Source organism: Mycobacterium shimoidei, assembly GCF_900417275.1.
Taxonomy (GTDB): Bacteria; Actinomycetota; Actinomycetes; order Mycobacteriales; family Mycobacteriaceae; genus Mycobacterium; species Mycobacterium shimoidei.
In genome coordinates this window covers 960,724-987,115 of sequence record NZ_UEGW01000001.1, presented here as the reverse complement: position 1 = coordinate 987,115, position 26,392 = coordinate 960,724, and the positions used below count along the sequence as shown (strand labels likewise).

Below are 26,392 nucleotides of genomic sequence, written 5' to 3'. Positions count from 1 at the left end.
GAGCGCAGCGATGAGGAGGAGCGGCGCCATATGACCACAGACTGCGAGCAACCCACGCAGACGCCCGACGACATCGACATCGAGGCGTTGCGGGAGAAATACCGCCAGGAACGGGAAAAGCGACTGCGCCCAGAGGGATCCAAGCAGTACGTCGAACTCACTGACGACTTCGCCGGCTACTACGAAACCGACCCGCACTCGCCGCCCTTGGTTCGCGACCCGATATCAGCGGACATCGACGTCGCTGTCTTGGGTGGCGGGTTCGCTGGCCTGCTCGCGGCGGCCCACTTGAAGAAGGCCGGCGTGGAGGATGTCCACATCATCGAGCTCGGCGGCGACTTCGGTGGTGTCTGGTACTGGAACCGCTACCCCGGCATACAGTGCGACAACGAATCGTATTGCTACATACCGATGCTTGAAGAGCTCGACTTCATGCCCAGCAAGAAGTTCGCCGACGGCGCCGAAATCTACGAGCATTGCCGCCGCATCGGAAAGCACTTCGGGCTCTACGACACCGCGATCTTGTCCACCCAAGTCCGTGCGCTGCGCTGGGACGAGCAGATCAAGCGCTGGCGCATCGACACCGACCGCGCCGACGACATCCGCGCCCGGTTCGTCGTCATGGCCTCCGGCCCCTTCCACCGGCCCAAGCTGCCCGGCATCCCCGGTATCAAGGACTTCAAGGGGCACAGCTTCCATTCATCTCGGTGGGACTATGACTACACCGGCGGAGACACCAGCGGCGGGCTGTACAAGCTGGCCGACAAACGTGTGGCGCTGGTGGGCACTGGCGCTACCGGAGTCCAACTCGTCCCCCATCTCGGCCGATACGCCAAGCACCTGTATGTGTTCCAGCGGACACCGTCGTCGGTCGACGTCCGCAACAACACACCGACCGATCCCGAATGGGTGAAGTCGCTGCGGCCGGGCTGGCAAAAGGAGCGGCAACGCAACTTTCATGCCTGGACCTTCGAGGGCATGGCGTTGGGGCAGCCCGATCTGGTGTGCGACTTCTGGACCGAACTGGGACGCAACACCGCGGCGCGGGTGCAAGCGCTCGACGATCCCGCGTCGATGACGCCCGAACAGTTCATGGCGATCCGTGAAGAGGAAGACTACAAAGTGATGGAGCGGCTGCGCCGCCGCGTCGCCAGCATCGTGAAAGATCCCGAGACCGCCGAAGCACTCAAGCCCTATTACCGGTTTTTGTGCAAACGGCCCTGCTCCAACGACGAATATCTGGCAACCTTCAACCGGCCCAACGTCACGCTGGTGGATGTGTCCGCGTGCAAGGGCGTGCAGCGCGCCACCGAAAAGGGGCTGGTCGCCAACGACGTTGAATACGAGGTTGATTGCATCATCTACGCCAGCGGCTTTGAAATCACCACGGAAATCAGCCGACGCTACTCGATCGACACCATCGAGGGCCGTGACGGCGTGTCGCTGTTCGACCACTGGCGCGACGGCTACAAGACGCTGCACGGGATGACCAGCGTCGGCTTCCCGAACCAGTTCTACACCGGCTTCACCCAGGTGGGTATTTCGGCCAATATCGCCGCGAATTACGAACTGCAGGGCGAGCACATCGCCTACATCATCGCCGAGGCGCTGGCCCGCGGCGCGCTCACCGTGGAGCCGAGCCCGGCCGCACAAAACGAGTGGTGCCGGACCATCCGCGAAACCGCGATCGACAACTCGGCATTCGACGCCCAATGCACGCCGGGCTACTACAACAACGAAGGCGGCGGTGGCGGAGAAGGTCTCCGCTCGCACCTGGGCGAGCCGTATGGGCCGGGCTTCTACGCATTCGCGGACCTGTTGGCGCAGTGGCGCGCCAAGGGTGATCTCGACGGTCTGCTGTTGGGAACGTGAATGACTGAGTTGCGATTCGACCAGCGGGTAGCCGTGATCACAGGCGCCGCACGGGGATTGGGGCGCGCCTACGCGGTCCTGCTGGCCTCGCGGGGGGCCAGGGTCGTCGTCAACGACACCGGAGGCAGTCTGACCGGGGATGGTGTCGACTCCGGGCCCGCGGGCGAGGTGGTCGAGCAGATCCGGTCTGCCGGCGGTGACGCGGTCGCGTGTACCGAGTCGGTGGCGACACCATCCGGGGGCAAGGCGATTATCGAGACTGCGCTGGATCATTTCGGACGCGTCGACATTCTCGTGCACAACGCCGGCACCGTTCGTCGGGCACCGCTGACGCAGATGAGCTATGAGGACTTCGACGCGGTACTCGACGTGCACCTGCGGGGTGCTTTTCATGTCGTGCGTCCGGCGTTTCCGCTCATGCGCGAGGCCCGCTACGGCCGGATCGTGTTGACGTCGTCGATCGGCGGTTTGTACGGCAACCACGGTGTGGCCAACTACGCCGCCGCGAAGGCAGGACTTGTCGGCTTATCCAATGTCGTCGCGCTGGAAGGTGCGTCCGACAACGTGATGTGCAATGTCATTGTGCCCTCGGCAGTGACCAGAATGGCCGAGGGACTGGACACTTCGGCGTATCCGCCGATGGACCCGGATCTGGTTGCACCGGTCGTAGGCCTGCTCGCTCACGAAGCCTGCCCAATCACCGGTGAGATGCTGGTGTCCGTCGCCGGCCGGGTGGCCAGGGCACTCGTCGCCGAGACACCGGGCGTATATCACCCGTGCTGGTCGATCGAGCAGGTGTACGAAGAACTCGACGCCATCCGGGATACCCAGGCGCCGTTGGTCTTTCCGGTGGTGCCGGACGGGCATACCGACCATCTGCGCTACAGCTTCGAGTTGGCGGGCCGCCATGGTTAATGTTGACGGACGCACCGGCCCGCTGGCCGGAGTGCGCGTGGTCGACCTCACCGCAATGGTGATGGGACCGTACTGCACCCAGATCATGGCCGACATGGGCGCCGACGTGATCAAGGTGGAGCCGCCCGAAGGGGACAACACCCGTTACATCTCGGTCGGGCCGGAACCGTCGATGAGCGGTGTGTTCGTCAACGTCAACCGTGGCAAGCGCAGCATCACCCTCGACCTGCAGTCGCAGGCCGGCAAGAGCGCGCTGCGGGCACTCGTCGAAACCGCGGACGTGTTCATCCATTCGATGCGGTCCAAGGCAATCACCCAGCTCGGCTTCGGCTACACCGATGTCGCCGAGATCAATCCGGCGATTGTCTACACCAATTGCTACGGCTACGGCCGGCGAGGGCCGTATCGGGACCGACCGGCCTATGACGACACCATCCAGGCCGAATGCGGGCTTCCGGCCGTCCAGGAGCAGTTGACCGGTGAGGCCAGCTATGTCGGAACCATCATGGCGGACAAGGTCGCCGGGCTGACGGCGCTCTACGCGACGATGATGGCGCTGTTCCATCGCGAACGAACCGGCGAGGGACAAGAGGTCGAGGTCGCGATGTTCGAAACCATGGCGTCGTTCATGTTGGTCGAACACGCCAACGGTGCCATGTTCGATCCGCCGCTCGGTCCGGCCGTTTATCCGCGTACGGTTGCGCCCAACCGCAGGCCGTATCGCACCAGCGATGGTTATATCGCTGCGCTGATCTACAACGACAAGCACTGGGCGGCATTCATCGACGCGGTCCAGCCGGCGTGGGCCACGTCGCAGCACGCCAGGCTGGAGCAGCGGGCGCGCGACATCGACACGATCTACGCGCTGCTTGCCGAAACGCTGCAGGAGCGAACGACCGACGAATGGCTCAAGTTGTTCCGTGAACTGGACATACCCGCAGCGCCGCTGAGCACCCCCGCCGAGTTATTCGACAATCCCCACCTGAATGCCGCCGGATTCTTCGAGACGGTGGATACTCCGCATGGACCCGTGCGGTTTCCCGGTGTGCCGACCTGGTTTTCGCGCAGTCCGGGACGGGTCACCGGTTCGGCCCCGCAGCTGGGTGCCGATACTGCGGAAGTGCTCGCTGAACTGGGGCGAGCGGAAGTGCCCCCGGCTCGCGCCTAGGCGTGTCATCCCGGCAATTCGGATGAGCCGCACCTAAACTGGCCCTGTTCCAGCAGTAAGGGGGCGGCGACGTATCCGCGGCGACAACGACACCGGCCAAGCCAGCGGTCGGGACGCGCTAGGGGCGAGCCCGGCCGGGGTTTACCCTGCGCAGGTTCATGGTGTTCGACGCCCCCGCTGGGTTGCCCCTCCCCGGCGTGCTCGCCTGGCCACATCACGAAGTAGCGACCGGCGTCCCGGCATTGACGCGCTGGACGGCGTGCGCGCGGTGGCGGTGGCGCTGGTGCTCGCCGATCACGGCGGCGTCCCCGGCATGGGCGGTGGATTTCTGGGTGTCGATATCTTCTTCGTGCTCAGCGGCTTTCTGATCACCTCCCTGCTGCTAGACGAACTGGGGCGCACCGGCCGTATCGACCTGACCGGCTTCTGGACTCGCCGTGCACGACGGCTGCTGCCCGCGCTGGTGCCGATGGTGCTACTGGTTGCCGTTGGGCGACAGTTCTTTTCGGCCGAAGCCGTCGCGGGGTTGCGTGACGAGGCTGTCGCCACGTTCTTTTGGGCAGCGAACTGGATGTTCGTCGCGCAGAAGACCGACTATTTCAGCCAGGGCGCACCGCCGTCACCGCTGCAGCATGCGTGGTCGCTTGGCGTCGAGGAGCAGTACTACCTGGTCTGGCCGCTGCTGCTGATTGCGGTGGCGGTCGCGTTGGCCGCGCGGGCACGTCGCCGGGGCAGGCTGGCCACCCTGGGTGGGGTTCGGCTGAGCATTTTTGTGCTGGCCACCCTGGGTGCGTTGGCGTCCGCGGCGGTTGCCGTCCTCGTCGCGTCCGACGCCACCCGTGATCGGGTCTATTTCGGCACCGACACCCGGGCCCAGGCGCTGCTGACGGGTTCGGCGGCGGCTGCGTTGCTGGTCGGGGATTGGCCGGCGCTGAATCGCGGCTGGTCGCTGATCCGGACGCGGTGGGGTAAGTGGACCGCGCGTCTGCTGCCGGTGATTGGCGTGGCCGCGCTCGGCGTTGCCGCGCATTACGCGACCGGTACAGCGGCCGAATTCCGGCACGGTCTGCTGGCGGCCGTTGCGGTGGCGGCTGTCTTGGTGATCGCGCCGGTGGCGCTGGATCAGCGCGGGCCCGTTGCCGTCGCGCTGGCGTGGCGTCCCCTGGTGTGGCTGGGCACCATCTCCTACGGCGTCTACCTCTGGCATTGGCCGATCTTTCTGGTGCTCAACGGAGAACGGACCGGCTGGTCGGGGCTGTCACTGTTCGCCCTGCGGTGCACGGCGACGCTGGCGGTATCGGCCGCATCGTGGTGGCTGATCGAGCAGCCGATCCGCAAGTGGCGGCCGGTGCGGGTGCCGTTGTTGCGGCTGGCCGCAGCCACCGCCGCAACCGCGGCCGCCATGACGCTGCTCATTGTTCCGGTGGGGGCCAAATCGGGCGGGACGGAAACCAGCATGCCGCCGGGCATCTCGTCGGTCGCGGTGGTGTCATCCTCGCCGCCGACCGGGAATCGCCCCGCGCGGGCCGTCGGCCAGCGCGATCCGCATCGGCCGTTCACCGTTTCGGTGTTCGGCGACTCGATCGGCTGGTCGTTGATGCACTACCTCCCGCCGACCCCCGGTTTCGATTTCGTCGACCACACGGTCATCGGGTGCAGCCTGGTCCGCGGCGGCCCGTACCGCTATCTCGGTGAGACCCTGAACCAGAAAAGTGAATGCGAATCATGGCCGAGCAGATGGTCGGCGCAACTCCGCGAGGACCAGCCCGACGCCGTCCTGTTGATCGTGGGCCGCTGGGAAACGGTGGACCGGGTCAATGAGGGACGCTGGACCCACATCGGTGAGCCGGCGTTCGACGCCTACATCGCCGGCGAGCTGAGCCGCGCCCTCGACATCCTCGGTGCCAGTGGGGCGCCGGTGACGGTGGCAAACCTGCCCTACAGCAGGCGCGGTGAGCAGCACGACGGAAGTCTGTACCCGGAGGATCAGCCCGAGCGGGTGGACAAATGGAACGCGTTGCTGCGCCGCACTATTGGGCACCGCCAGAACGTCGGGATACTTGACCTGAAGAAAAAGCTGTGCCCGGAGGGCGTTTACACCGCCAAAGTCGATGGCATTCCGGTGCGCAGCGACGGCGTTCACCTGACCGAGGAGGGCGTGAAATGGCTGACCCCATGGCTCGAGGAATCGCTGCGCTGACTTGCTGCCGGCCGCTTACGTTTGACGATATTGCAGGTTAGTGCCACCATATGGACAACATCTGTGTATGCGATGGCGCCCGCGCGCGCCCCGGCCGTGAGGAGGTGAGGGGAAATGAGTCCGAGTGACTATTGCTATCCGCATTCGGTATCCGTTTCGTCCCGATCCGGTCGCGGCATTCCCGTAGCTGTTTGACGGCTGCTCAGCGCAAAGCCGACCGGTCGGGCTTCCCGGCAGGAGAAGATCATGGCTTTCGTTGTCGCACAGCACATTTCGCCAATGCTGCAAGTCGGCCGACGTCTGACGCGTCGGGTGTGGGCACGCTGCAACCTCACGCCGCAGGAGCGGGCCAACCTGTATGTGTCCCGGATGCCGGTGGCGGTAATCACCGCGTCGCTGGGCGGGCATCCGTCCCCTTCCGGCGGCCAGTACCGCTGAGGGGCCCCGTGACATCATCGGCGGCATCACTGCGCCACCGGCAACGTCGTATTACGCGATGACCTCGATCGGATCGCCGAGGCGCACGGTGTCGAAATACCACGCCGCGTTGTCCGGGCTCAGGTTGATGCAGCCGTGGCTGACGTTGGCATAGCCCTGCGAATCCACCGACCACGGCGCGGAGTGAACGTAGACGCCGCTCCAGGTGACCCGCACCGCGTACGACGCGGTGATCTTGTACCCGTCGGGCGAACTGAGCGGGATGCCGATGGTTCGTGAATCCATCACGACCGTGCGCTCCTTCGACAGCGCGCTGTAGCTGCCGATCGGTGTCGGGCGACTGGGCTTGCCCATCGACGCCGGCATTGTGCGCACCACCTCGCCGTTGATGCTGACCGTGAAGGTGTGCGCGGAGATGCTGGCGACGCCGCGGACCTCGTCGCCGGTTTCGAAACCAGTCGACAAGCCGTGCACCGACAGGTCCACGTGGCTGCGCGGAGGCCAGTAGCTATCCGGGATCCATTGCACGACGGTGTCATTGACCCAATCGAAGTGCCCGGTGGTGTGGGTCGGTGAGCTGACCTTGATCGTGCGCTCGGCGGCGGAGCGGTTCGCGACCGGTCCGGTGAACGTGACGATCACGGGATGAGCGACCCCGACCACCTCCCCGTTGGCCGGCTGGATGGATGCCACGCCCGTGATCGCGCTCGGCGGTGCGAACGCCGCCGTACTGGGGCTCGCGGATGTCGCCACGGCCAACGCGACAACGCCTGCCGCGACAAGCACGTGTCGCACATGTCGAACCGATCTACGCATGGCTTCCACCCCTCTGAGACGGCGCGTCTGCAAACATTCCGTTGCTCTAATATGTACCCCAATTGTCACCCAGCAAACGATCACCGCAGCAAAATCGGCAAGATCGGGCAAACCAATTGATCGCACCTCAGGGCTGGTCGGCGTGGTGAATGAGGCCCGCAGCGGCACGGTTCAAACTCATCGGAACATGCCCTTTGGCAAGCTCGGAATGCGGCACATGGACGCAAACCGGCGTTGTGTTAAACAAACGGAGTGTCTAGCTGAGCGGAGGTCGAAGCAGCCGTGGCCCTCAACAAACTCGTCGGCTCGGCGGCCGAAGCGGTCGCCGATATCCCCGACGGCACCAGCGTGGCCGTCGGCGGCTTCGGACTGGCCGGCATCCCATGGTTTCTCATCGAGGCTTTGCTGCATCAGGGCGCAACTGACTTGACGATCGTGTCCAACAACTGCGGCGTCGACGGCGCCGGCTTGGGATTGTTGTTACAGGAGCACCGGATCAGCCGGGTGGTGGCCTCATACGTGGGTGAGAACAAGGAGTTCGCCCGGCAATATCTGGCGGGTGAGCTGACGGTCGAGTTGACCCCGCAGGGCACCCTGGCGGAGCGGCTACGCGCCGGTGGCAGCGGCATCGGCGCCTTCTTCACCCCCACCGGTGTCGGCACCATGGTCGCCGAGGGCGGGCTGCCGTGGCGCTACCGACCGGACGGCGGCGTAGCGCTCGCCTCGCCGGCGAAGGAAGTGCGCACCTTCGGCCAAACGCAGATGGTGCTCGAAGAGGCCATCGTCACCGACTACGCGCTGGTGCGCGCCGCCGTCGCCGACAAGGCCGGCAACTGCCGCTTCCACGCAGCGGCCCGCAACTTCAATCCGCCGGCCGCCATGTCCGGACGCATCACCGCGGTCGAGGCCGAGCGTGTCGTCGAAGTCGGTGAGCTCGACCCCGACGACGTCCATCTGCCCGGCATCTTCGTCCAGCGTGTCCTCGCGCTGACCCCAGAACAAGCCGCGCGCAAGGACATTGAGAAGCGCACCACCCGGAGAAGGCGATGAGCTGGAGCCGCGACCAGATGGCCGCCCGCGCAGCGCGGGAGTTACGCGACGGCGACTACGTCAACCTCGGCATCGGCCTGCCGACCCTGATTCCCGATCACCTGCCCGAAGGACTCGACGTCACCATCCACGCCGAGAACGGCATCCTCGGGGTGGGCCCGTTTCCCTATGACGACCAGGTCGACCCGGACCTGGTCAACGCCGGCAAGCAGACGGTGTCTGTACTGGCCGGGGCGTCGTTCTTCGACTCGGCGACCAGCTTTGCGATGATCCGCGGCGGCCACGTCGACCTCGCGGTGCTGGGCGCCATGCAGGTCGCGATGAACGGCGACTTGGCGAACTGGATGATCCCCGGTGAGATGGTCAAGGGCATGGGCGGCGCCATGGACCTGGTCAGCGGTGCCCGACGCGTCATCGTCGTGATGGACCACGTCACCAAAACCGGTGCGGCCAAACTCGTTACCGCTTGTCAGCTGCCGCTGACCGGGCGGGGCGTGGTCAGCCGGGTCATCACCGACCTCGCGGTGCTCGACGTGTGCGGCACCGGCTTCACGGTGACCGAGCTGGCGCCGGGCGTCGAGCATGACGAGGTGGTCGCCAAGACCGCGGCGCCGGTGATTTAGCTGGCGGTCTTCACCCGCGCCGCTGCGGATTCCGGCATCGGCTCGTAGCGGGCGAACGACCGGGTGAACGAGGCGGCGCCGTGGCCCAGTGAACGCAGATCGATGGCATAGCGAGTCAACTCCACTTGCGGCACCTCGGCCCTGACCACCGTGCGCTCGTTGCCGGCGGTGTCGGTCCCCAGTACGCGACCGCGGCGCCCGGACAGATCACCCATCACCGCACCGACAAGGTCGTCGGGCACCAGCACCGCGATTTCGTCGATCGGCTCGAGCAGGATCACCTTGGTCGCCGCCGCGGCTTCCTTGAGCGCCAGCCCGCCGGCCATCTGGAACGCGAAGTCCGACGAGTCGACACTGTGCGCCTTGCCGTCGAGCAACGTGACCCGGATATCGACTACCGGATAGCCGAACTGCACGCCTTTTTCCATCTGCGCGCGGACACCCTTCTCCACGCTCGGGATGAACTGGCGCGGTATCGCACCGCCGACCACCTTGTCGACGAACTCGAAGCCCGCCCCCTCCGGAAGCGGCTCGACTTCGATGTCGCAGACGGCGTACTGGCCGTGCCCACCGGACTGCTTGACGTGTCGGCCATGGCCTTTGGCCTTGCGCGCGAACGTTTCTCGCAACGGTACCCGAAGATCTACGGTGTCCACGGTGACGCCGTACCGGTTGGCGAGCGCGTCGAGCAGAACGCTGACGTGCGATTCGCCCATGCACCACAGCACCACTTGGTGGGTTTCCGGATTCTGCTCGATGCGCAGCGTGGGGTCCTCGGCCGCCAACCGTCCCAGCCCGACCGACAGCTTGTCCTCGTCGCTCTTGGCGTGCGCCTCGACAGCGACGGGCAACAGCGGCTCGGGCATCGCCCATGGTTTGAGCACCAGCGGCTTGTCTTTGTCAGAGAGCGTGTCACCGGTTTCGGCCCGGCTGAGCCGCCCGATCGCACAGATGTCACCGGCCACCACGATCGAGGCCGGCCGCTGCTGCTTGCCGAGCGGGAACGACAGGGCGCCGATGCGTTCGTCTTCGTCGTGGTCGGCGTGGCTGCTCGATCCGTTGGACGAACCGAAGAAAGACTCAAAATGGCCCGACACATGAACCGTCGTGTCGGGCTTGATGGTCCCGGAGAACACCCGGACCAGACTGACCCTGCCGACGTAGGGATCCGACGTCGTCTTCACCACTTCGGCGAGCAGCGGCCCACCGGGGTCACAAGCCAGCTGGTCGTGCGGGGCCCCTTGTTGGGTGAAGACCTCGGGCAGCGGATGTTCCAGCGGCGACGGGAACCCGCGGGTCGCGATCTCCAGCAACTCCAGCGTGCCGACGCCGGTGGTGCTGCACACCGGGATCACCGGGAAGAACGAGCCCCGCGCGACCGCTTTCTCCAAGTCCTCGATGAGGACCGACTCGTCGATCGCCTCGCCGCCGAGGTAGCGCTCCATCAGCGATTCGTCCTCGGACTCCTCGATGATCCCTTCGATCAGAGCACCCCGGTGCTCTTCGATCTGATCGGCATACGACGGGTCTGGCGGATGGGTGGTCCGGTTGCCGTCAACGTACTCGTAGTGGGTCTGCGACAACAACCCGATCAGGCCGTCGCCGGCCGGCAGATACAGCGGCAAAACCTTGTCGCCGAATGCCTCCTGGGCCGCCGACAGCGCACTTTGGTAGTTGGCGCGGGCGTGGTCGAGCTTGGTGATCACCACCGCCCGGGGCATGCCGACCTGGCTGCACTCCTGCCACAGCGACTTGGTCGGCTCGTCGACCCCCTCGTTGGCCGCGATCACGAAGAGCGCGCAGTCCGCGGCCCGCAGCCCGGCGCGCAGTTCGCCGACGAAGTCGGCGTAGCCGGGGGTGTCGAGCAGGTTGACCTTCACGCCGTCGTGTGCCAGCGACGCCAGCGCCAGCCCCACCGAGCGCTGCTGCCGGATTTCGGCCTCGTCGTAGTCGCAGACCGTGGTGCCGTCGGCGACTGAGCCGGGCCGAGACAGCACGCCCGAACTGACCAGTAGCGCCTCGACGAGCGTGGTTTTGCCGGAGCCGGAGGGCCCGACCAATACCACGTTGCGGATCGCGGACGGATGGTCCGCGGTGGGAGCGGCTCCTGCGCTTGTCGAAGTGTTCGCCTTATCTGCCATGTGGTGCTCTCCTCGTACCCGGAGTTATCCGCCGGCGGCTCACCTGTTCAGTCACCTGGTAGCCACCTTTCTCCACCACACCCGCGCAGCACAAGGGCTTTGGGAATAGTGAGAGTTACGCGTGCCAGCTGCTCCAGCGGCGCACCGCGACGGCGATCACCGGGCCGTCCAACCGAACCGATTGGTACTGGGGGTATTTCGCTCGCAACCGGTCATAGCCGGCTTGCAGTGCTTCGTCGTCTTGACCGCCCGGGTGGTGGATCTCGGCGATTCCGTCGGCGCGGACCCACCACAGCTGGGTCCAGTCGTCGGCGTAGTGGTCGACGAGCACACTGACCCGGGGCTCGTTGTCGATGTTGGCCAGGCGGCGCAGCCGTCGAGTCGTCTTGGGTTTGGCGTCGACGGCGGTGTAGATGAAATCCTCGCGTGACAAGTCGCCTGACAAGCGAACGGCGAACACCACGGGCACCAAGTGCGGCATCCCGTCGGGAGCAACGGTGGCCAGCCGTGCTACGGAAGCCCTCGCAAAATTGGCTTTCGGGTCGAAGTCGACCACGCGTCCAGCCTAAGCGGGTCGCCACGGAGGAGCCGGGCGCGGCGGGTCGACCACGAGCAGGGCCCACCAGTTTGCCAGGACGAGACGCTGGTTAACCCGTATGCTGCGACAAACCCAGCAATTGCGGGTTGACCCTTGCGGCTTGTCCTCGAGTGGCTTGTCCTTGAGTGGCTTGCCTTTGACTAGGAGGTGACGGGATGAGCGGATCGCACCGCCAGAAACCGTGGTGGTCGTGGTTACTCACTCTGGCGTCAGTAGTGGGATTGGTGGTCTTCGCAGCACCGGCATACGCATCACCGCCGGCGCCGGCTCCAGCCCCCGCGCCGCCAGCCGATCCGCTGGCCACCGTGGCGCAAGTCGGCCCGCAAATCGTCAACATCGACACCGAGCTCGGGTACCAAAGCGCGGTCGGCGCCGGGACCGGGATCGTGATCGACCCCAACGGTGTAGTGCTGACCAACAACCACGTGATCGCGGGCGCCACCCAGATCACCGCCCGATCCATCAGCACCGGCCAGGCCTACCCGGTCCAGGTGATCGGCTACGACCGCACCGAGGACATCGCCGTGGTGCAACTCGGCGGTGCCGCCGGATTGCCGGTGGCAAACATCGGCGACTCGAACACGGTGAGGGTCGGCGATCCGATCGTGTCGCTGGGCAACGCCGGCGGCGCCGGCGGAACCCCCAGCGCGGTGGCGGGCCGTGTGGTGGCGCTCAACCAGACCGTTTCGGCGTCGGACTCGTTGACGGGCAGCACCGAGACACTCGACGGCTTGATCCAGGTCGACGCCGGGATCCGGCCCGGCGACTCCGGTGGGCCGACCGTCAACGCTGCGAACCAGGTGATCGGCGTGAACACGGCGGCGTCGGAGAACTACCACCTGGGCCGGGGCCAGGGCTTTGTGATTCCGATCAACCAAGCGATGGCGATCGCCGGGCAGATCCGCTCCGGGGCCGGGGGGCCGACAGTGCACATCGGCCCGACCGGGTTCCTGGGTGTCGGGGTGACCGACGCCAACGGCGCCGGTGCGGCCATCCAGCGGGTGGTGGTCGACGGCCCCGCCGCTCGCGCCGGGATCAGTCCCGGGGACGTGATCACCTCCATCAACGGCGCGCCAGTCAACTCGGCCACCGCGCTGACCAACCTCATGGATCAGCATTACCCCGGCGACACCATTGCGGTGGGACTGGCAAGCGGTGCCGTCGCCAACGTGACGTTGGCGGAAGGGCCGCCCGGCTGATATCAAGGTTGGTGGCGCTCAAAGGTGGCGCGTCGCATACGATTCCGTGCGTCCGGTGCGGGGTACGCCTGAAACTGTGGATTTGATCAACGACGGCACCGTCGAACACGATCCGACCGAGGGCAGCCGGGTCCAAGCAGGGGTTGTCCAGCATCCCACCGCCGAAGACTTCGCCGACGCCCGCGCTCTTCCGGCCGACCAAACCTGGTTCAAGCGCGCAGTTTTCTACGAGGTCTTAGTCCGGGCGTTCTACGACTCCAACGGTGACGGCTCGGGTGACCTGCGCGGGCTGACCGAGCGCCTCGACTACCTGCAGTGGCTGGGCATCGACTGCATCTGGTTGCCGCCGTTCTACGACTCGCCGCTTCGTGACGGCGGCTACGACATCCGCGACTTCTACAAGGTGCTGCCCGAGTTCGGGACCGTCGACGACTTCGTCGCGCTGGTCGATGCGGCTCACCAGCGGGGCATCCGCGTGATCACCGACCTGGTGATGAACCACACCTCCGACACGCATCCCTGGTTCCAGGAATCCCGGCGCGACCCCGACGGCCCGTACGGCGACTACTACGTCTGGAGCGACACCAGCGACAAGTACGCCGACGCGCGGATCATCTTCGTCGACACCGAGGACTCGAACTGGACCTTCGACCCGGTGCGTCGGCAGTTTTACTGGCACCGGTTCTTCTACCACCAGCCCGATCTGAACTACGACAACCCGGCCGTCCAGGAGGCGATGCTCGACGTCATGCGGTTCTGGCTGGGCCTGGGCATCGACGGGTTCCGGCTGGACGCGGTGCCCTACCTGTTCGAGCGGGAGGGCACCAACTGCGAAAACCTGCCCGAGACCCACGCGTTCCTCAAGCGGGTCCGCAAGATGGTCGACGACGAGTTCCCCGGCCGGGTGCTGCTGGCCGAGGCCAACCAATGGCCCTCCGATGTCGTCGAGTACTTCGGCGACCCGGCCACCGGCGGCGACGAATGCCACATGGCGTTTCACTTCCCGCTGATGCCACGCATCTTCATGGCGGTTCGCCGTGAGTCGCGCTTTCCCATCTCCGAGATCCTGGCGCAGACACCACCGATCCCCGACCTGGCGCAGTGGGGCATCTTCCTGCGCAACCACGACGAGTTGACGCTGGAGATGGTCACCGACGAGGAACGCGACTACATGTACGCCGAGTACGCCAAGGATCCCCGGATGAAGGCCAATGTCGGCATCCGCCGCAGGCTGGCGCCGCTGCTGGACAACGACCGAAACCAGATCGAGTTGTTCACTGCGCTGTTGCTGTCGCTGCCGGGATCACCGGTCATCTACTACGGCGACGAGATCGGTATGGGTGACGTCATCTGGCTCGGTGATCGCGACGGGGTCCGCACGCCGATGCAGTGGACACCGGATCGCAACGCCGGCTTTTCCACCGCCAACCCGGGTCGGCTCTACGTGCCGCCCAGCCAGGATCCGGTTTACGGCTACCAAACCGTCAACGTCGAAGCGCAGCGGGATACCTCGACGTCGCTGCTGAACTGGACGCGAACCATGTTGGCCGTGCGACGACGGCACGACGCCTTTGCGGTCGGAACCTTCACCGAACTCGGCGGGTCGAACCCGTCGGTGCTGGCGTACTCGCGCGAGACCGACGACGACGTGGTGATCTGCGTCAACAATCTGTCCCGGTTTCCGCAGCCCATCGAACTGAACCTGCAGCACTGGAATGGCTACACGCCGGTTGAGCTGACCGGACACGTGGAATTCCCCCGGATCGGACAGCTGCCATATTTGCTGACGCTGCCGGGCCACGGGTTTTACTGGTTCCAGCTGTCCGCGTCTGAGGAGTCGCAATGAATTTGCCGTGGTCAGAATGGTTACCCCAGCAGCGTTGGTACGCCGGACGCAGTCGCGAGCTCTCCGCCGCCGAGCCCGGCCTGGTTGTCGCGCTCGGCGATGACCTCGAGCTGGTGCTCGTCGACGTCGCCTACACCGATGGCTCCACGGAGCGCTACCAGGTGATCGTCAGCTGGGACTCCGTGCCGGTCCCCGAATACAGCAGTGTCGCCATCATCGGCGTCGATGGTGACCGCACCGCCTATGACGCGCTCTACAACCCCGCCGCGGCGCAAGTTTTGCTGTCGCTCATCGACAGCTCCGCGGTGCGCGACGTCGTCACATTCACCAAGGAGCCCGATGTCACGCTGCCGCTGGACGCGCCGGCGCGAATCTCGGACGCTGAGCAAACCAACACCAGCGTGATCTTCGAGCGCGAAGCCATCCTCAAGGTGTTTCGCCGCGTCACCCCCGGAATCAACCCCGACATCGAATTGAACCGGGTGTTGGGCCGCGCCGGAAACCCGCACGTCGCCCGCCTGCTCGGTGTCTACGAAATCGCCGGTGACGGCCCGATTCCGCTCGGCATGGCGACTGCCTACGCGAGCAACTCGGCCGAAGGCTGGGCGATGGCCAACGCCAGCGTGCGTGATCTGTTCGCCGAGGGGGACCTGTATGCCTACGAGGTAGGCGGCGACTTCGCGGGCGAGTCCTACCGGCTCGGAGAGGCCGTCGCCTCGGTGCATGCCACCCTGGCAGAGCAGCTGGGCACCGCGCAGGCGACGTTCCCGGTCGACACCGCGCTGGCACGGCTGGCGTCGACGGCTGCGTCCGTGCCGGAGCTGGCGCAGTACGTCCCGACGATCGAGGAACGGTTCCGCAAGCTTGCCGACGAGACGATCACGGTGCAGCGAGTGCACGGAGACCTGCACCTGGGCCAAGTGCTGCGCACACCGGAGACCTGGCTGTTGATCGACTTCGAAGGTGAGCCCGGACAACCCCTCGACGAGCGACGCGCGCCGGATTCGCCGTTGCGCGACGTCGCCGGCGTGCTGCGCTCCTACGAGTACGCCGCCTACGGGCCACTGATCGATCAGGAGGACGACAAGCAGCTTGCTGCCCGGGCCCGCGAATGGGTGGAGCGAAACCACACCGCGTTCTGCGACGGTTATACGGCGGCGTCCGGGGTCGACCCGCGCGAGTCGCCGTTGCTGCTGGCGGGATACGAACTCGACAAGGCGGTGTATGAAACCGGTTACGAGTCTCGCCACCGGCCCAGCTGGCTACCGATCCCGCTGCGGTCGATTGCCAGGCTGACCGCCGTCTAGCACGCGCCGAAACGAAATCGGCAGCAGCGCCGGGGGAGCGCTGCTGCCGATGTCTCGGTGGTGATGCCGTCAGGCGGGGTTGGGCACCCCGGCCAGCATCCGCTGAATGTCGGGCTTCATGGCCACCAGCTGCTGGTTCCAGTAGCCCCAGTCATGCGTTCCGTTGGCGGGGAAGTTGAACACCCCGTTCCTACCGCCCGCGGCCGTGTAGTTGTCCCGGAAGGTCTCGTTGGTGCGCAGAGTGAAGCTTTCCAGGAACTTGGCCGGCATGCTGTCACCGCCCAGATCGGTGGGAGTGCCGTTACCGCAGTACACCCACACCCGGGTGTTGTTGGCGACCAGTCGCGGGATCTGCAGCATCGGGTCGTTGCGCTTCCAGGCCGGGTCACTGGTCGGGCCCCACATGTTGTTGGCGTTGTAGCCACCCGCGTCGCCCATCGCGAAGCCGATCAGCGTGGGCCACCAGCCCTCCGAGGGGTTCAAGAATCCCGACAGCGATGCCGCGTAGGGGAACTGCTGCGGGTAGTAGGCCGCCAGAATCAGCGCCGAGCCGCCCGACATCGACAGCCCGACGGCCGCGTTACCGGTCGGCGACACACCCTTGTTCGCCTGCAAATACTGCGGCAGCTCCCTGGTCACGAAGGTCTCCCACTTGTACGTGGAGCAGCCGGCCTTACCGCACGCCGGCTGGTACCAGTCGGTGTAGAAGCTGGACTGCCCGCCGACCGGCATGATCACCGACAGACCCGACTGGTAGTACTCCTCGAAAGCCGCAGTGTTGATGTCCCAGCCGTTGTAATCGTCCTGGGCGCGTAGACCGTCCAACAGGTACACCGCGTGCGGCCCGCCGCCCTGGAACTGCACCTTGATGTCGCGGCCCATCGACGGCGACGGCACCTGGAGGTACTCGACCGGCAGACCCGGTTTGGAGAACGCCCCCGCGGTCGCCGAGCCGCCGAGGGCTCCGATCAGGCCGGGCAGCAGGGCCGCGCCCATGGCCGCGATCGTCAGCCGACGCGGCAAACGTGTCGCCGCGCCACGTAACTTCTCAACGAACTTCATAACTCCTACCCATCCTCGATTTTCATCTGCCGCAAAGTGCGGTCGAAAGGCTTTCGGTCGCAGTCAAACACAGCAGAACCCCTACTCCCGGTTGCCGCCTCGGGGTGGGACATCGCGGTTGGCTAACGATTAAATGACAGCGCGGACTCTCGAAGATAACGAGTGTGTTTCGACAGCCTGCTCCAGCTCGAAATAGCCTGTCTAACAAGATATTTAGTGAATCATTTGGCAATGGGATGCAAAACGACGCTGGTCAGCACACCGTTGTCAGCGGTGGCGGTCATGTAGGTGCAGTGCGGTTGGCGACGGCGATCAGTCGGCGAGCCCGGATTAAGCAGTCGTAGACCGGTTTTCGTTGTGGTGTCCCACGGGATATGGCTGTGACCGAAAACCAGCACCTCGGTATCGGGATAGAGCCGAGACATTCGCGCCTCGCGCCCGGTCGCCGGTCCGGTTTCGTGAACCACCGTGAAATGCAGTCCGCCCAGCATCGCATCGGCACGTTCGGGAAGTCGAGCGCGCAGTTCCGGGCCGTCGTTGTTTCCCCAACACGCAACCAGCCTGGCCGCCTTGTCTCGCAGGGAGTCGAGCAGTTCCGGCGCCACCCAGTCACCAGCATGCAGAACGACATCGGCCTTGCTCACCTCATCCCACACCTGCGCCGGCAGATCCCGGGCGCGCAGCGGGACGTGCGTATCGGCCAGGAGCAACAGCCTCACGCGGGGCTAGGTTAGCGGTCGCTGCTGCGGGCCTCGGCGCCGGTTTCGCAGACGTCGAGAGCGTCGTCGGACGCGGTTCGCCCGACGTACTTGCCGTCGTCGTCGCCTTCACCGGCCCGCGAGCGTGCCTCGTGAGACTCGGATTGGACGTCCGACTCGGTTCTTTGACCCTTCGGTTCAGCCATGGTGAGGTGGTTACCCGCGCCCGGAGCTTGATGAAACACCGCTAGGGTTAGCCCATGCGCACATTCGAGTCAGTCGCCGACCTCGCCGGCGCAACTGGACAAACCCTCGGCCACAGCGAGTGGGTCACCATCACTCAGGAAGACGTCAACCTGTTCGCGGACGCCACCGGTGATCACCAGTGGATCCATGTCGACCCAGAAAGAGCGGCGGCCGGTCCGTTCGGCACTACCATCGCGCACGGCTTCATGACGCTGGCTCTGCTGCCACGCCTGCAGCACCAGATCTACACCGTCAACGGTATCAAGTTGGCAATTAACTACGGGCTCAACAAAGTTCGCTTCCCCGCACCGGTACCGGTAGGGTCGAAGGTGCGCGCGGAAACGTCGCTGGTCAGCGTCGAGGACCTCGGCAATGGCGCGGTGCAGGCCGTGATGTCCACCGTCGTCGAAATCGAGGGATCGAGCAAGCCGGCGTGCGTGGCGGAGAGCATCGTCCGCTATATCTCGTAGCTCATGCCATGGACGCTGAACTGGCACGCTGGCTGGCCGCCGGCAAGCATTTCGACTACCTCGGCTTCGACATCTTCTACCGGATGGAGGGCAGCGGACCTCCGCTGCTACTTGTCCACGGCTATCCGTTCAACTCTTTCGACTGGGCGCTGATCTGGCCGACCCTGACGCAACGATTCACCGTCATCGCGCCCGACATGATCGGCATGGGATTCTCGGCGAAACCGGTTGCCTACGAATACTCCGTGCACGACCACGCCGACATGCACGAGGCGCTTCTGGCCCACCTGAACATCGACGACGCCCACATCCTGGCCCACGACATCGGTGATTCGGTAGGCCAGGAACTGTTGGCCCGACACGAGTTTGGTTCCCAGACCAACGGCGGTTTGCGCATTCGCTCGATCACCTGGCTCAACGGAGGCATGTTCGTCGAGACCTACACACCGCGGGTGGCGCAGAAGCTGATGTCGCGCACGCCGTTGGGTGACATCTTCAGCCGTGTGCAGAACAGCGCATTGTCGCGTCGGCTGCTCGAACCGACGCTGCGGGAAATGTTCGGCCCCAACACCAAACCGACGCGCCACATGATGGACGTGTTCAACCAGATCTTGGATTACAACGACGGTCGCCGGGTGCTGCACAAGGTCGGCCGCTTCATCAACGACCGCTACACCCACCGGAACCGGTGGGTGCGCGCCATGCGGCAGACCGCGGTTCCGATGCGATTGATCGACGGGCCGGTCGACCCTAACTCGGGTGCACACATGGCGCGCCGCTACGCGGAGGTGATACCCCACCCCGATGTGGTGATGCTGGCCGACGACATCGGGCATTGGCCGCAACTTGAGGCGCCCGATGCGGTGCTGACCCACTTTCTGGCCCACATCGACCGCGTCACCGCCGGTTGACCGCAGCCGCCGTCAGTATTCGGCGACCGCGTGCTCAAGTCGCTCGGCCAGCCGAGCTTGTGCTTCGGCCTTCCGCGTCGGGATATGCTGAGATGGGAAAAGCGTTGACACAGGCTGATATTCGCGCAGCGTGCGACGGGCGACGGTCATCTTGTGCAGTTCGGTGGCGCCGTCGGCAATACCCAATGACTCCGCAGCGAGCATCATCCTGACGAACGGCATTTCGTTAGATACGCCCAGCGCCCCGTGCAGGTGCATGGCGCGCTGCACGACGTCGTGCAGCACCTGCGGCATGGCCACCTTCACCGCCGCGATGTCGCGACGCACCTTCTGGTAATCGTGGTGCTTGTCGATCAGCCAGGCGGTGCGCAACACCAGCAGCCGGAACTGTTCGATCTGAATCCAGCTGTCCGCGATCTTTTCCTGCGTCATCTGCAGATCGCCCAGCCGGCCGAACCGGGTTTGCCGTGACACGGCCCGCTCGCACATCATGTCGAACGCACGACGGGCCAGTGCGATCGTGCGCATCGCATGATGGATGCGCCCGCCGCCGAGCCGGGTCTGCGCGATGGCGAACGCCTGCCCCTCGCCGCCGAGCAGGTGATCGGCGGGCACCCGCACGTCGGTGTAGCGGACATAGCCATGAGTGGCGTGCGAATCGGTGCCGACCCCCACATTGCGCACGATCTCGATGCCGGGAGTCTCGGCCGGGACGATGAACAGCGACATCTTGTCGCGGGTGCGGGCGTCGGGGTTGGTGACCGCCATGACGATGAAAAACGTGGCGTGTTTGGCGTTGCTGGAGAACCACTTTTCGCCGTTGATCACCCACGAGTCGCTATCCCGTTCGGCGCGGGTGACGAACATCCCCGGATCTGATCCGCCCTGCGGTTCGGTCATCGAATAGCAGGAACTGATCTCGCCATCGAGCAGCGGCTGCAGATAACGCGCTTTTTGCGCCTCGGTGCCGAACAACGCGATGATCTCGGCGTTGCCAGAATCTGGTGCCTGGCAGCCGAACACCGACGGCGCCCACCGCGACCGGCCGAGGATTTCGTTGAGCAGCGCCAACTTGACCTGCCCGTAGCCTTGGCCGCCGAGTTCGGGCGTCAGGTGCGCGGCCCACAGTCCCTGGTCCTTCACCTTCTGCTGCAGCGGCCGCAGGATCGCCATCGTCTCGGGGTTTTTCTTGTCGTACGGATCGAGCGCCACCAAATCGAGCGGCTCGAGTTCGTCGACCATGAACTGTTCGACCCAATCCAGCTTGCGTTGATATTCGGGGTCAGTCTCGAAGTCCCACATAGTCCGTCAGCGTAGGCCCCCTAGTGGCGACGCGCTGCGCCCGGCTGCGCCGCGCTTGCGATCGCCACGGGCCCCTAGTGGCGACCCGCTGCGCCCGGCTGCGCCGCGCTTGCGATCGCCACGGGGCCGCTAGCCTGGCGGGGTGACCATCCAGGCCCGGCCCGCAGGCAAACCCGACGTCGTCGAGTTATCGCACGTTCTCGGCAGGGCCTTCTACGACGACCCGGTGTCGATGTGGATCATGCCCGACGACAAGGCGCGCGAGACCCATCTGCGCAGGTTCTTCGCGGCGACGGCCCGCCATCATCACCTGGCCGGCGGCGGCGTGGAAGCAGCGAGCGACGGGTCGACGATCGGTGCCGCCGCGCTGTGGGATCCACCGGGCCGCTGGAAGCAACCGCTGCGTGAACAGTTGATGATCATGGCCTCGCTCATCCGCGGTTTCGGGTTGCGGCTGGCGGTGGGCCGCAAGGTCAGCGAGTTGCTCGACCTGATGAAAGAAAACCACCCCGAAGAGCCGCATTGGTACCTCGCCGCAATCGGCAGCGACCCGGCGGTCCGAGGCCAAGGCTTCGGGCAGGCCCTGATGCGGTCACGACTGGACCGATGCGACGCCGAACACTGCCCGGCGTATCTGGAATCGAGCAAGCCGGAAAACGTGCCGTACTACGAACGGTTCGGGTTCACCGTCACCGGCGAGCTCGTGGTTCCTCGGGGTGGGCCGACACTGTGGGCGATGTGGCGAGCGCCCAGGTAGCGACGCCGCCGTTCTGGCGCGACGAACAAGCTCAGGTCGTACGGGTGCTGTCGCGCAGCGTCGCCCGAAATTGCATCACCCGATAGGGCCAACCGCGGGCGGTGTTCCACTGGGACACCACCAACCCGACACCGCCGGCAACATCAAGCCGCGACCCCGGCAGCACATATCCCCCGTACAACTGTGCAACCCGGCTGCGAGCGTGATCCTCAGTCTCCCAAGAGGTTCCGACGACCGGCAGCTGCAACGGCGCATCGCGCGCGCCGGTAGGTGATTCGATCACTCGGTAGCCCAGGGCGTACTTCGACGACAGGAACCCGCCGAGGATCCACCTGCCAGAGGCCAGCCGCCGCAAGGACAGCTCGCCCCAGGTTTCACCGTCCGGCGTGATCGGGGTCGGATCGCTGCCCCACGACCAGCGACCCGACCGGTATCCCCAGCCCCGGTAGCGCGAGGCGTCGCCGAGGTGCGCCGGACGCACCCGGCGAAGGATGACACCCTTGTCGCGCTGAAACCCGGTGGAAACCACATACACCCAGCCGTCGTCGGGGTCGTAGTCCCACGACCAGCATTGGGCGTGGCCGTCATGCAAATCGGCCGGAAATTCGGTGCCGAGACGCTGCCACGAAATTGCGTTGTCCTCGGATCGCCACAACTCGGTCCACACCACGTTGCCGAAACCCCGGTTGACGATGGCGTGCAGATACAGCGCATCCTCGACCCGTAGCAGATCCGACGGGATCACCGTGCTGATGCCGCGGCGCATCCGGCCCGAGGCTGTGCTGCGATGCGGGTAATGCCACAGCTGGTGCGCGTAGTGCGGGTCTGGACCGCCGGCGCGCTGATATCGGATCGGCCGGGCGGCGTTCCCTGTTCCGATCAGGATCACCGGTGAACGCCAGTCGCCGTGGCCAACCTGGTTGCCGGAGAAGGTATCTCCGAACACCGACACCAGCTTTCCGTTGGGCGCGCGCACCGATGCGCCCAGATCTGCACAGGTGACTCCCCATCGGTCGGTGAGACCCGGACCGGTGAGGTCAGCCAGCTTGCCGTCGGTGCGCCGACGCGAGCTCAGCTCGACCACGGCGTGACCGGCCGTTCTTGGCGTTGACCGTCGACGATGACGTCCACCTTCTCGTTGAAGAAGGCGACACGCTCTCGCACCGGTTCGGCCTCCGGCAGCGGCGCGGGGTACGTCCAGGCCACGTCTTGGGGGCCGTCGGGCACCGACAGGTACGACGCCCGGCCCTTGTAGGCGCAGTAGCTGACGGTGTCACTGGGTTCAAGGTCGACGACGACGTCCGCGCGCGGCAAGTAGTAGCGGATCGGCAGCCGCGTCTCGAACAGCAACAGCGCTTGCGACGATTCGGCCAGCAGTCGGCCATCATGCTCGATCCGGACGGGTCGGGTGCTGGACAAGATGTCGATCCGGACGAAGGGGTCGTGCGGGTGAGCCACGATCGGCTCGTCCTCTTCACGCCAGTCGAAGGCGTTGAAATCCAGGATCAGATAGCCGGCCAGGTCGGGGTCGTCGCTGCGAACTGCGCTGCCGGGGTCCAACCGCGCCGAGACATCCCGCTCCGGTATCGCGTACGTCGGGACCAGTCGGCCCGGCTGCCAGACCAGCCGGCCATCGAGCGTGTCGGCGACCAACTGGCCGCTCTGATACACCCGCAGCCGCTTTTCGGTGGGCTCGTAGCGCAGCGATCCGAGCGCGTCGCCGAGCAGATCCCGCATCTTGATGGCCATCCACCCATCATCACCCGGGCGCCGTTACGGGTTGCTGCGCCAACCCGCGACACCGACCGCGATCATCCGCAACTGCTTGATCGCGGTCCGCCTGATCTCATCGATCGCCTCGGCGCCCTGGGCGTCCTCGATCGCTTCGGCGACCACGATCATCGAGTTGACGAACAGGGTGGCCAGCACGTTGAGGTCCTCGGTGCTCCAGGTATTCGGGCCGTTGAAGCGCGCCAGGTCGGTTGCCAGCTCTGAAGTGATGAGCCGAAGTTCGGTGCGAATCGCATAGCGCAATACCGTGACGCCGCTGGCCCGCTCCCGGTAGATGAAGCGCCAGTGCTCGCGGCGTTCGGTGATGCTGGCGATCACGATCTCGACCGACGACTCGATGACCCGATTGGGGTCGAGCTTGCCGGCGCGGGCACCGCGGAGCATGTCGCGCAGCGTTCGAAACGACTCGTCGATGAGCACCAGCCCGAGCGCCTCCATCGACTCGAAATGACGGTAGAACGCCGCCGGCACGATCCCGGCCTCCCGGGTCACTTCCCGCAAGCTCAGGCTTCCGAAGCCGCGATCGCTGAGCAGTTTGAGCGCGGCGGCGATGATGGCACGCCGGGTCGCCTCCTTGCGCTCCTCCCGGGACAGGCTTTCTCGGTGGTGGTCGCGCCCCGACCGACGTGACCGTGAGCTGGGCGTACGACTGTTCACCGTGTGAACCCTACCACAATGCAGCTCGAATGCTTGACGACCTGCATTATCACGCAGCATGGTGTACAGATGTTCACTCAAAACGTCACCCGGGGTTTGAGTCAGCGGGTGCTGGGTTCAGCCCTGGTCGACGTGCTCACCGGGCCACACGGTGTCGACCGGTACACCGAACTACTGGCCCCGACGTGGACGCTGGGGGAGGCTCGCGGCAAAGTCGTCGACGTCCGGCGGACCACGCCGCGCAGCGTCACCCTGACCCTGCGGCCAAACAACGCGTTCGACCGCGGCCGCGCCATGCGAGCCGGACAGTACGTCAACGTCACCGTCGACGTCGACGGTCGGCGGCACACCCGCTGCTACTCGCCGGCCAACGCCGAGGGCAGTGCATTTCTGGAGCTCACCGTCGGCCACCACGACGGCGGGGTGGTTTCGGCCTACCTGCATGAGCACGCCCGCCCGGGCATGGTGGTGGGCCTTGCCGGCGTCGGCGGCGACTTCACCCTGCCCACACCGCGGCCGCGGCGCATTCTGTTCGTCTCCGGTGGTAGCGGTATCACGCCCGTGATGGCGATGTTGCGGACACTGATCGCCGAAGGGCACACCGGCGACATCGCGTTCGTCCACTACGCGCGCACCCCGCAGGAAGCGTGCTATCGCGACGAACTCGCAGCGATGCCGCGGGTGCGGGTGCTGCACGGCTACACCCGATCCGGTGAAGGGGACCTCGACGGTCGGTTCGGGCCACAACACCTGGAGGCGGCCATGCCCGATGCCGACGCGGTATTCGTCTGCGGGCCACCAGCTTTGATCGCGGCGGTGCGTGAGCACTGCAGCAATGTGCATGCCGAGAGCTTCGTGGCGCCGGCGATTGGGCTGCCTTGCGAGCCGACAGGCGGTCGAGTCACGTTCGCCGACAGCGGGATTGACGTCGTCGACGACGGTCGCCCGCTGCTGGAGCAGGCCGAGTCGGCCGGGCTCACCCCACAGAGCGGATGCCGGATGGGCATCTGCCATACCTGCACTCGCCGCAAGACCCGCGGCGTTGTGCGCAACCTGACCACCGGTGCGGTGTCAGCGACCGCCGGCGAGGACGTGCAAATCTGCGTGTCCGTTCCAGTCGGCGATGTCGACATCGCGCTGTAAACAACTACAGGAGTGACGATGTCACAACCCAAGATCACGCTAACCTCCGAACAGGCCGACGAGTTCGGCCGCGAACTCGACGCCATCAGACAACGAGTGATGGCAGACCTCGGCGAACGCGACGCCGACTACATTCGCCGCGTCATCAAGACTCAACGTGCACTCGAGGTCGGCGGGCGCGCTCTGCTGTTCTTTCCGCCGGCGTGGCTGGCCGGCACCGCGATGCTTGGCGTCTCGAAAATCCTGGACAACATGGAGATCGGCCACAACGTCATGCACGGTCAGTACGACTGGATGCGCGACCCGACGATTTCCGGACGCACGTTCGAGTGGGACACTGCCTGTCCGGCCGATCAATGGCGGCACTCGCACAACTACATGCACCACACTTACACCAACATCGTGGACATGGACCGTGACATCGGCTACGGCATTCTGCGGATGAGCGAAGACCAGCCGTGGCGGCCGTACTTCCTGGGCAACCCGGTCTACGCATTCCTGCTGATGGTGTTGTTCCAATACGGCGTCGCGCTGCACGAGCTGGAGACCGAACGGATTCGGGCCGGTGAGATCACCCTCGCGGACAAACGCGATATCCTGCAAGGCATTTGGCGCAAAACCCGTAGGCAGATGCTGAAAGATTATGTCGCCTTCCCCCTGCTGGCCGGCCCCTTCGCGCCATTCGTTTTCGCCGGCAACCTGTCGGCGAACCTCATCCGCAACATCTGGTCCTACATGATCATCTTCTGCGGCCACTTCCCGGACGGCACGCAGGAATTCTCGATCGAGGAGACACAAGACGAATCTCGTGGCATGTGGTATCTCCGCCAGATCCTCGGGTCGGCAAATCTGGCCGGCGGCAAGCTCTTTCACCTGCTATCCGGCAACCTCTCCCATCAGATCGAACACCACTTGTTCCCGGACATGCCGGCCCGTCGCTATGCGGAGATCGCGCCGCAGGTGCGCGACATCTGCGGGCGGTATGGAATCCCTTACAACAGCGGACCGCTGACCACCCAATTCGCGACCGTGGTGCGCAAGATCGTCAAGCTGGCCTTTCCGCCGAAGAATCGGCCCGCCACCATACCGCTGGGCCGGCAACTCGCTGCCTGAACTTCGAAATTGCACCCAGGGTTGTGCTTTTCAGAAAATCACGACCCTGCACGCAATCTCGACGGCTAC

25 protein-coding genes are annotated in these 26,392 nt (G+C 65.4%); 15 read left to right on the top strand and 10 right to left on the bottom strand.

Translation table 11 applies throughout. The features are described 5' to 3' along the window. The first annotated feature begins 30 nt into the window (after window positions 1–30). The 5 genes from MSP7336_RS04825 to MSP7336_RS04805 all read left to right on the top strand — a co-directional run bounded on the left by MSP7336_RS04825 (window position 31) and on the right by MSP7336_RS04805 (window position 6,593). Complete coding sequence (locus MSP7336_RS04825; protein WP_069394170.1) at window positions 31–1,872, top strand: flavin-containing monooxygenase; 1,842 nt, start codon at window positions 31–33, stop codon at window positions 1,870–1,872. After that, complete coding sequence (locus MSP7336_RS04820; RefSeq protein ID WP_069394171.1) at window positions 1,873–2,787, top strand: SDR family NAD(P)-dependent oxidoreductase; 915 nt, start codon at window positions 1,873–1,875, stop codon at window positions 2,785–2,787. It abuts the gene before it with no gap. Further along, window positions 2,780–3,955, top strand: coding sequence for a CaiB/BaiF CoA transferase family protein (locus tag MSP7336_RS04815; protein WP_069394172.1), 1,176 nt, complete (start codon window positions 2,780–2,782; stop codon window positions 3,953–3,955). Before MSP7336_RS04820 ends, MSP7336_RS04815 begins: the two co-directional genes overlap by 8 nt. Window positions 3,956–4,160: 205 nt before the next feature. Then, the gene (locus MSP7336_RS04810; RefSeq protein WP_113963171.1) at window positions 4,161–6,155 is read left to right on the top strand and encodes an acyltransferase family protein; all 1,995 of its coding nucleotides are present in this window, start codon (window positions 4,161–4,163) and stop codon (window positions 6,153–6,155) included. A gap of 246 nt (window positions 6,156–6,401) precedes the next feature. Next, complete coding sequence (locus tag MSP7336_RS04805) at window positions 6,402–6,593, top strand: hypothetical protein (protein WP_113963170.1); 192 nt, start codon at window positions 6,402–6,404, stop codon at window positions 6,591–6,593. Between the two features lie 51 nt (window positions 6,594–6,644). Here MSP7336_RS04805 and MSP7336_RS04800 read toward each other — a convergent pair whose 3' ends face one another. Beyond that, window positions 6,645–7,409: a L,D-transpeptidase gene (locus MSP7336_RS04800; RefSeq protein ID WP_069394323.1), complete on the bottom strand. Its 765-nt coding sequence runs from the start codon at window positions 7,407–7,409 to the stop codon at window positions 6,645–6,647. 282 nt (window positions 7,410–7,691) lie between these two features. Here MSP7336_RS04800 and MSP7336_RS04795 point away from each other — a divergent pair, with 282 nt between their 5' ends. Together MSP7336_RS04795 and MSP7336_RS04790 are read left to right on the top strand one after the other, a co-directional pair. Then, on the top strand, window positions 7,692–8,459 hold the full coding sequence (locus MSP7336_RS04795) for a CoA transferase subunit A (protein WP_113963169.1): 768 nt from the start codon (window positions 7,692–7,694) through the stop codon (window positions 8,457–8,459). Beyond that, entirely contained in the window at window positions 8,456–9,082 is a 627-nt protein-coding gene (locus MSP7336_RS04790; RefSeq protein ID WP_069394175.1) for a CoA transferase subunit B, read from the top strand. Before MSP7336_RS04795 ends, MSP7336_RS04790 begins: the two co-directional genes overlap by 4 nt. Here MSP7336_RS04790 and MSP7336_RS04785 read toward each other — a convergent pair. Together MSP7336_RS04785 and MSP7336_RS04780 are read right to left on the bottom strand one after the other, a co-directional pair. Further along, entirely contained in the window at window positions 9,079–11,223 is a 2,145-nt protein-coding gene (locus MSP7336_RS04785; protein WP_069394176.1) for an elongation factor G-like protein EF-G2, read from the bottom strand. The genes MSP7336_RS04790 and MSP7336_RS04785 overlap by 4 nt on opposite strands. Window positions 11,224–11,338: 115 nt before the next feature. Then, window positions 11,339–11,779: a TIGR03668 family PPOX class F420-dependent oxidoreductase gene (locus tag MSP7336_RS04780; RefSeq protein ID WP_069394177.1), complete on the bottom strand. Its 441-nt coding sequence runs from the start codon at window positions 11,777–11,779 to the stop codon at window positions 11,339–11,341. A 197-nt stretch (window positions 11,780–11,976) separates the two neighbouring features. On the opposite strand from MSP7336_RS04780, the gene MSP7336_RS04775 reads away from it, so the two are divergent. The 3 genes from MSP7336_RS04775 to MSP7336_RS04765 all read left to right on the top strand — a co-directional run bounded on the left by MSP7336_RS04775 (window position 11,977) and on the right by MSP7336_RS04765 (window position 16,173). Continuing rightward, complete coding sequence (locus MSP7336_RS04775) at window positions 11,977–13,020, top strand: S1C family serine protease (protein WP_069394178.1); 1,044 nt, start codon at window positions 11,977–11,979, stop codon at window positions 13,018–13,020. Between the two features lie 82 nt (window positions 13,021–13,102). Continuing rightward, entirely contained in the window at window positions 13,103–14,866 is a 1,764-nt protein-coding gene (treS, locus tag MSP7336_RS04770) for a maltose alpha-D-glucosyltransferase (RefSeq protein ID WP_276002510.1), read from the top strand. Next, window positions 14,863–16,173 carry a maltokinase N-terminal cap-like domain-containing protein gene (locus tag MSP7336_RS04765; protein ID WP_069394179.1) on the top strand — a complete coding sequence of 437 codons (1,311 nt, stop codon included), beginning with the start codon at window positions 14,863–14,865 and terminating at the stop codon, window positions 16,171–16,173. The genes treS and MSP7336_RS04765 overlap by 4 nt, the downstream gene beginning before the upstream one ends. Window positions 16,174–16,242: 69 nt before the next feature. Here the strand turns inward: MSP7336_RS04765 and ag85C are convergent, their stop codons facing one another. The 3 genes from ag85C to MSP7336_RS23685 form a co-directional block, all read right to left on the bottom strand. Beyond that, window positions 16,243–17,235, bottom strand: coding sequence for a diacylglycerol acyltransferase/mycolyltransferase Ag85C (ag85C, locus tag MSP7336_RS04760; protein WP_069394180.1), 993 nt, complete (start codon window positions 17,233–17,235; stop codon window positions 16,243–16,245). 221 nt (window positions 17,236–17,456) lie between these two features. Further along, window positions 17,457–17,954 carry a metallophosphoesterase family protein gene (locus tag MSP7336_RS04755; RefSeq protein ID WP_069394181.1) on the bottom strand — a complete coding sequence of 166 codons (498 nt, stop codon included), beginning with the start codon at window positions 17,952–17,954 and terminating at the stop codon, window positions 17,457–17,459. Between the two features lie 11 nt (window positions 17,955–17,965). After that, window positions 17,966–18,139 carry a hypothetical protein gene (locus tag MSP7336_RS23685; RefSeq protein WP_181786556.1) on the bottom strand — a complete coding sequence of 58 codons (174 nt, stop codon included), beginning with the start codon at window positions 18,137–18,139 and terminating at the stop codon, window positions 17,966–17,968. A 54-nt stretch (window positions 18,140–18,193) separates the two neighbouring features. Here MSP7336_RS23685 and MSP7336_RS04745 point away from each other — a divergent pair, with 54 nt between their 5' ends. Beyond that, window positions 18,194–18,649, top strand: coding sequence for a MaoC family dehydratase (locus MSP7336_RS04745; protein ID WP_069394183.1), 456 nt, complete (start codon window positions 18,194–18,196; stop codon window positions 18,647–18,649). A gap of 8 nt (window positions 18,650–18,657) precedes the next feature. Further along, window positions 18,658–19,560 carry an alpha/beta fold hydrolase gene (locus MSP7336_RS04740; protein ID WP_069394184.1) on the top strand — a complete coding sequence of 301 codons (903 nt, stop codon included), beginning with the start codon at window positions 18,658–18,660 and terminating at the stop codon, window positions 19,558–19,560. 12 nt (window positions 19,561–19,572) lie between these two features. On the opposite strand, the gene MSP7336_RS04735 is transcribed toward MSP7336_RS04740, so the two are convergent. After that, window positions 19,573–20,862 carry an acyl-CoA dehydrogenase family protein gene (locus MSP7336_RS04735; RefSeq protein ID WP_069394185.1) on the bottom strand — a complete coding sequence of 430 codons (1,290 nt, stop codon included), beginning with the start codon at window positions 20,860–20,862 and terminating at the stop codon, window positions 19,573–19,575. Between the two features lie 142 nt (window positions 20,863–21,004). Between MSP7336_RS04735 and MSP7336_RS04725 the strand changes: the two genes are divergently transcribed. Then, window positions 21,005–21,619 (top strand): GNAT family N-acetyltransferase, encoded by a 615-nt coding sequence (locus tag MSP7336_RS04725; RefSeq protein ID WP_069394186.1) that lies wholly within the window; start codon window positions 21,005–21,007, stop codon window positions 21,617–21,619. Window positions 21,620–21,650: 31 nt separating this feature from the next. Here the strand turns inward: MSP7336_RS04725 and MSP7336_RS04720 are convergent, their stop codons facing one another. The 3 genes from MSP7336_RS04720 to MSP7336_RS04710 are packed head-to-tail and all read right to left on the bottom strand — an operon-like array spanning window position 21,651 to window position 24,067. Next, on the bottom strand, window positions 21,651–22,703 hold the full coding sequence (locus MSP7336_RS04720) for a glycoside hydrolase family 183 protein (protein WP_084226274.1): 1,053 nt from the start codon (window positions 22,701–22,703) through the stop codon (window positions 21,651–21,653). Continuing rightward, window positions 22,691–23,368: a DUF427 domain-containing protein gene (locus MSP7336_RS04715; protein ID WP_069394187.1), complete on the bottom strand. Its 678-nt coding sequence runs from the start codon at window positions 23,366–23,368 to the stop codon at window positions 22,691–22,693. Before MSP7336_RS04715 ends, MSP7336_RS04720 begins: the two co-directional genes overlap by 13 nt. Window positions 23,369–23,392: 24 nt before the next feature. Continuing rightward, window positions 23,393–24,067 (bottom strand): TetR family transcriptional regulator, encoded by a 675-nt coding sequence (locus MSP7336_RS04710; RefSeq protein WP_069394188.1) that lies wholly within the window; start codon window positions 24,065–24,067, stop codon window positions 23,393–23,395. A gap of 69 nt (window positions 24,068–24,136) precedes the next feature. Between MSP7336_RS04710 and MSP7336_RS04705 the strand changes: the two genes are divergently transcribed. Together MSP7336_RS04705 and MSP7336_RS04700 are read left to right on the top strand one after the other, a co-directional pair. After that, entirely contained in the window at window positions 24,137–25,210 is a 1,074-nt protein-coding gene (locus MSP7336_RS04705; RefSeq protein ID WP_113964779.1) for a ferredoxin reductase, read from the top strand. An 18-nt stretch (window positions 25,211–25,228) separates the two neighbouring features. Beyond that, window positions 25,229–26,323, top strand: coding sequence for a fatty acid desaturase family protein (locus MSP7336_RS04700; RefSeq protein WP_069394327.1), 1,095 nt, complete (start codon window positions 25,229–25,231; stop codon window positions 26,321–26,323). Window positions 26,324–26,392 lie beyond the last annotated feature (69 nt).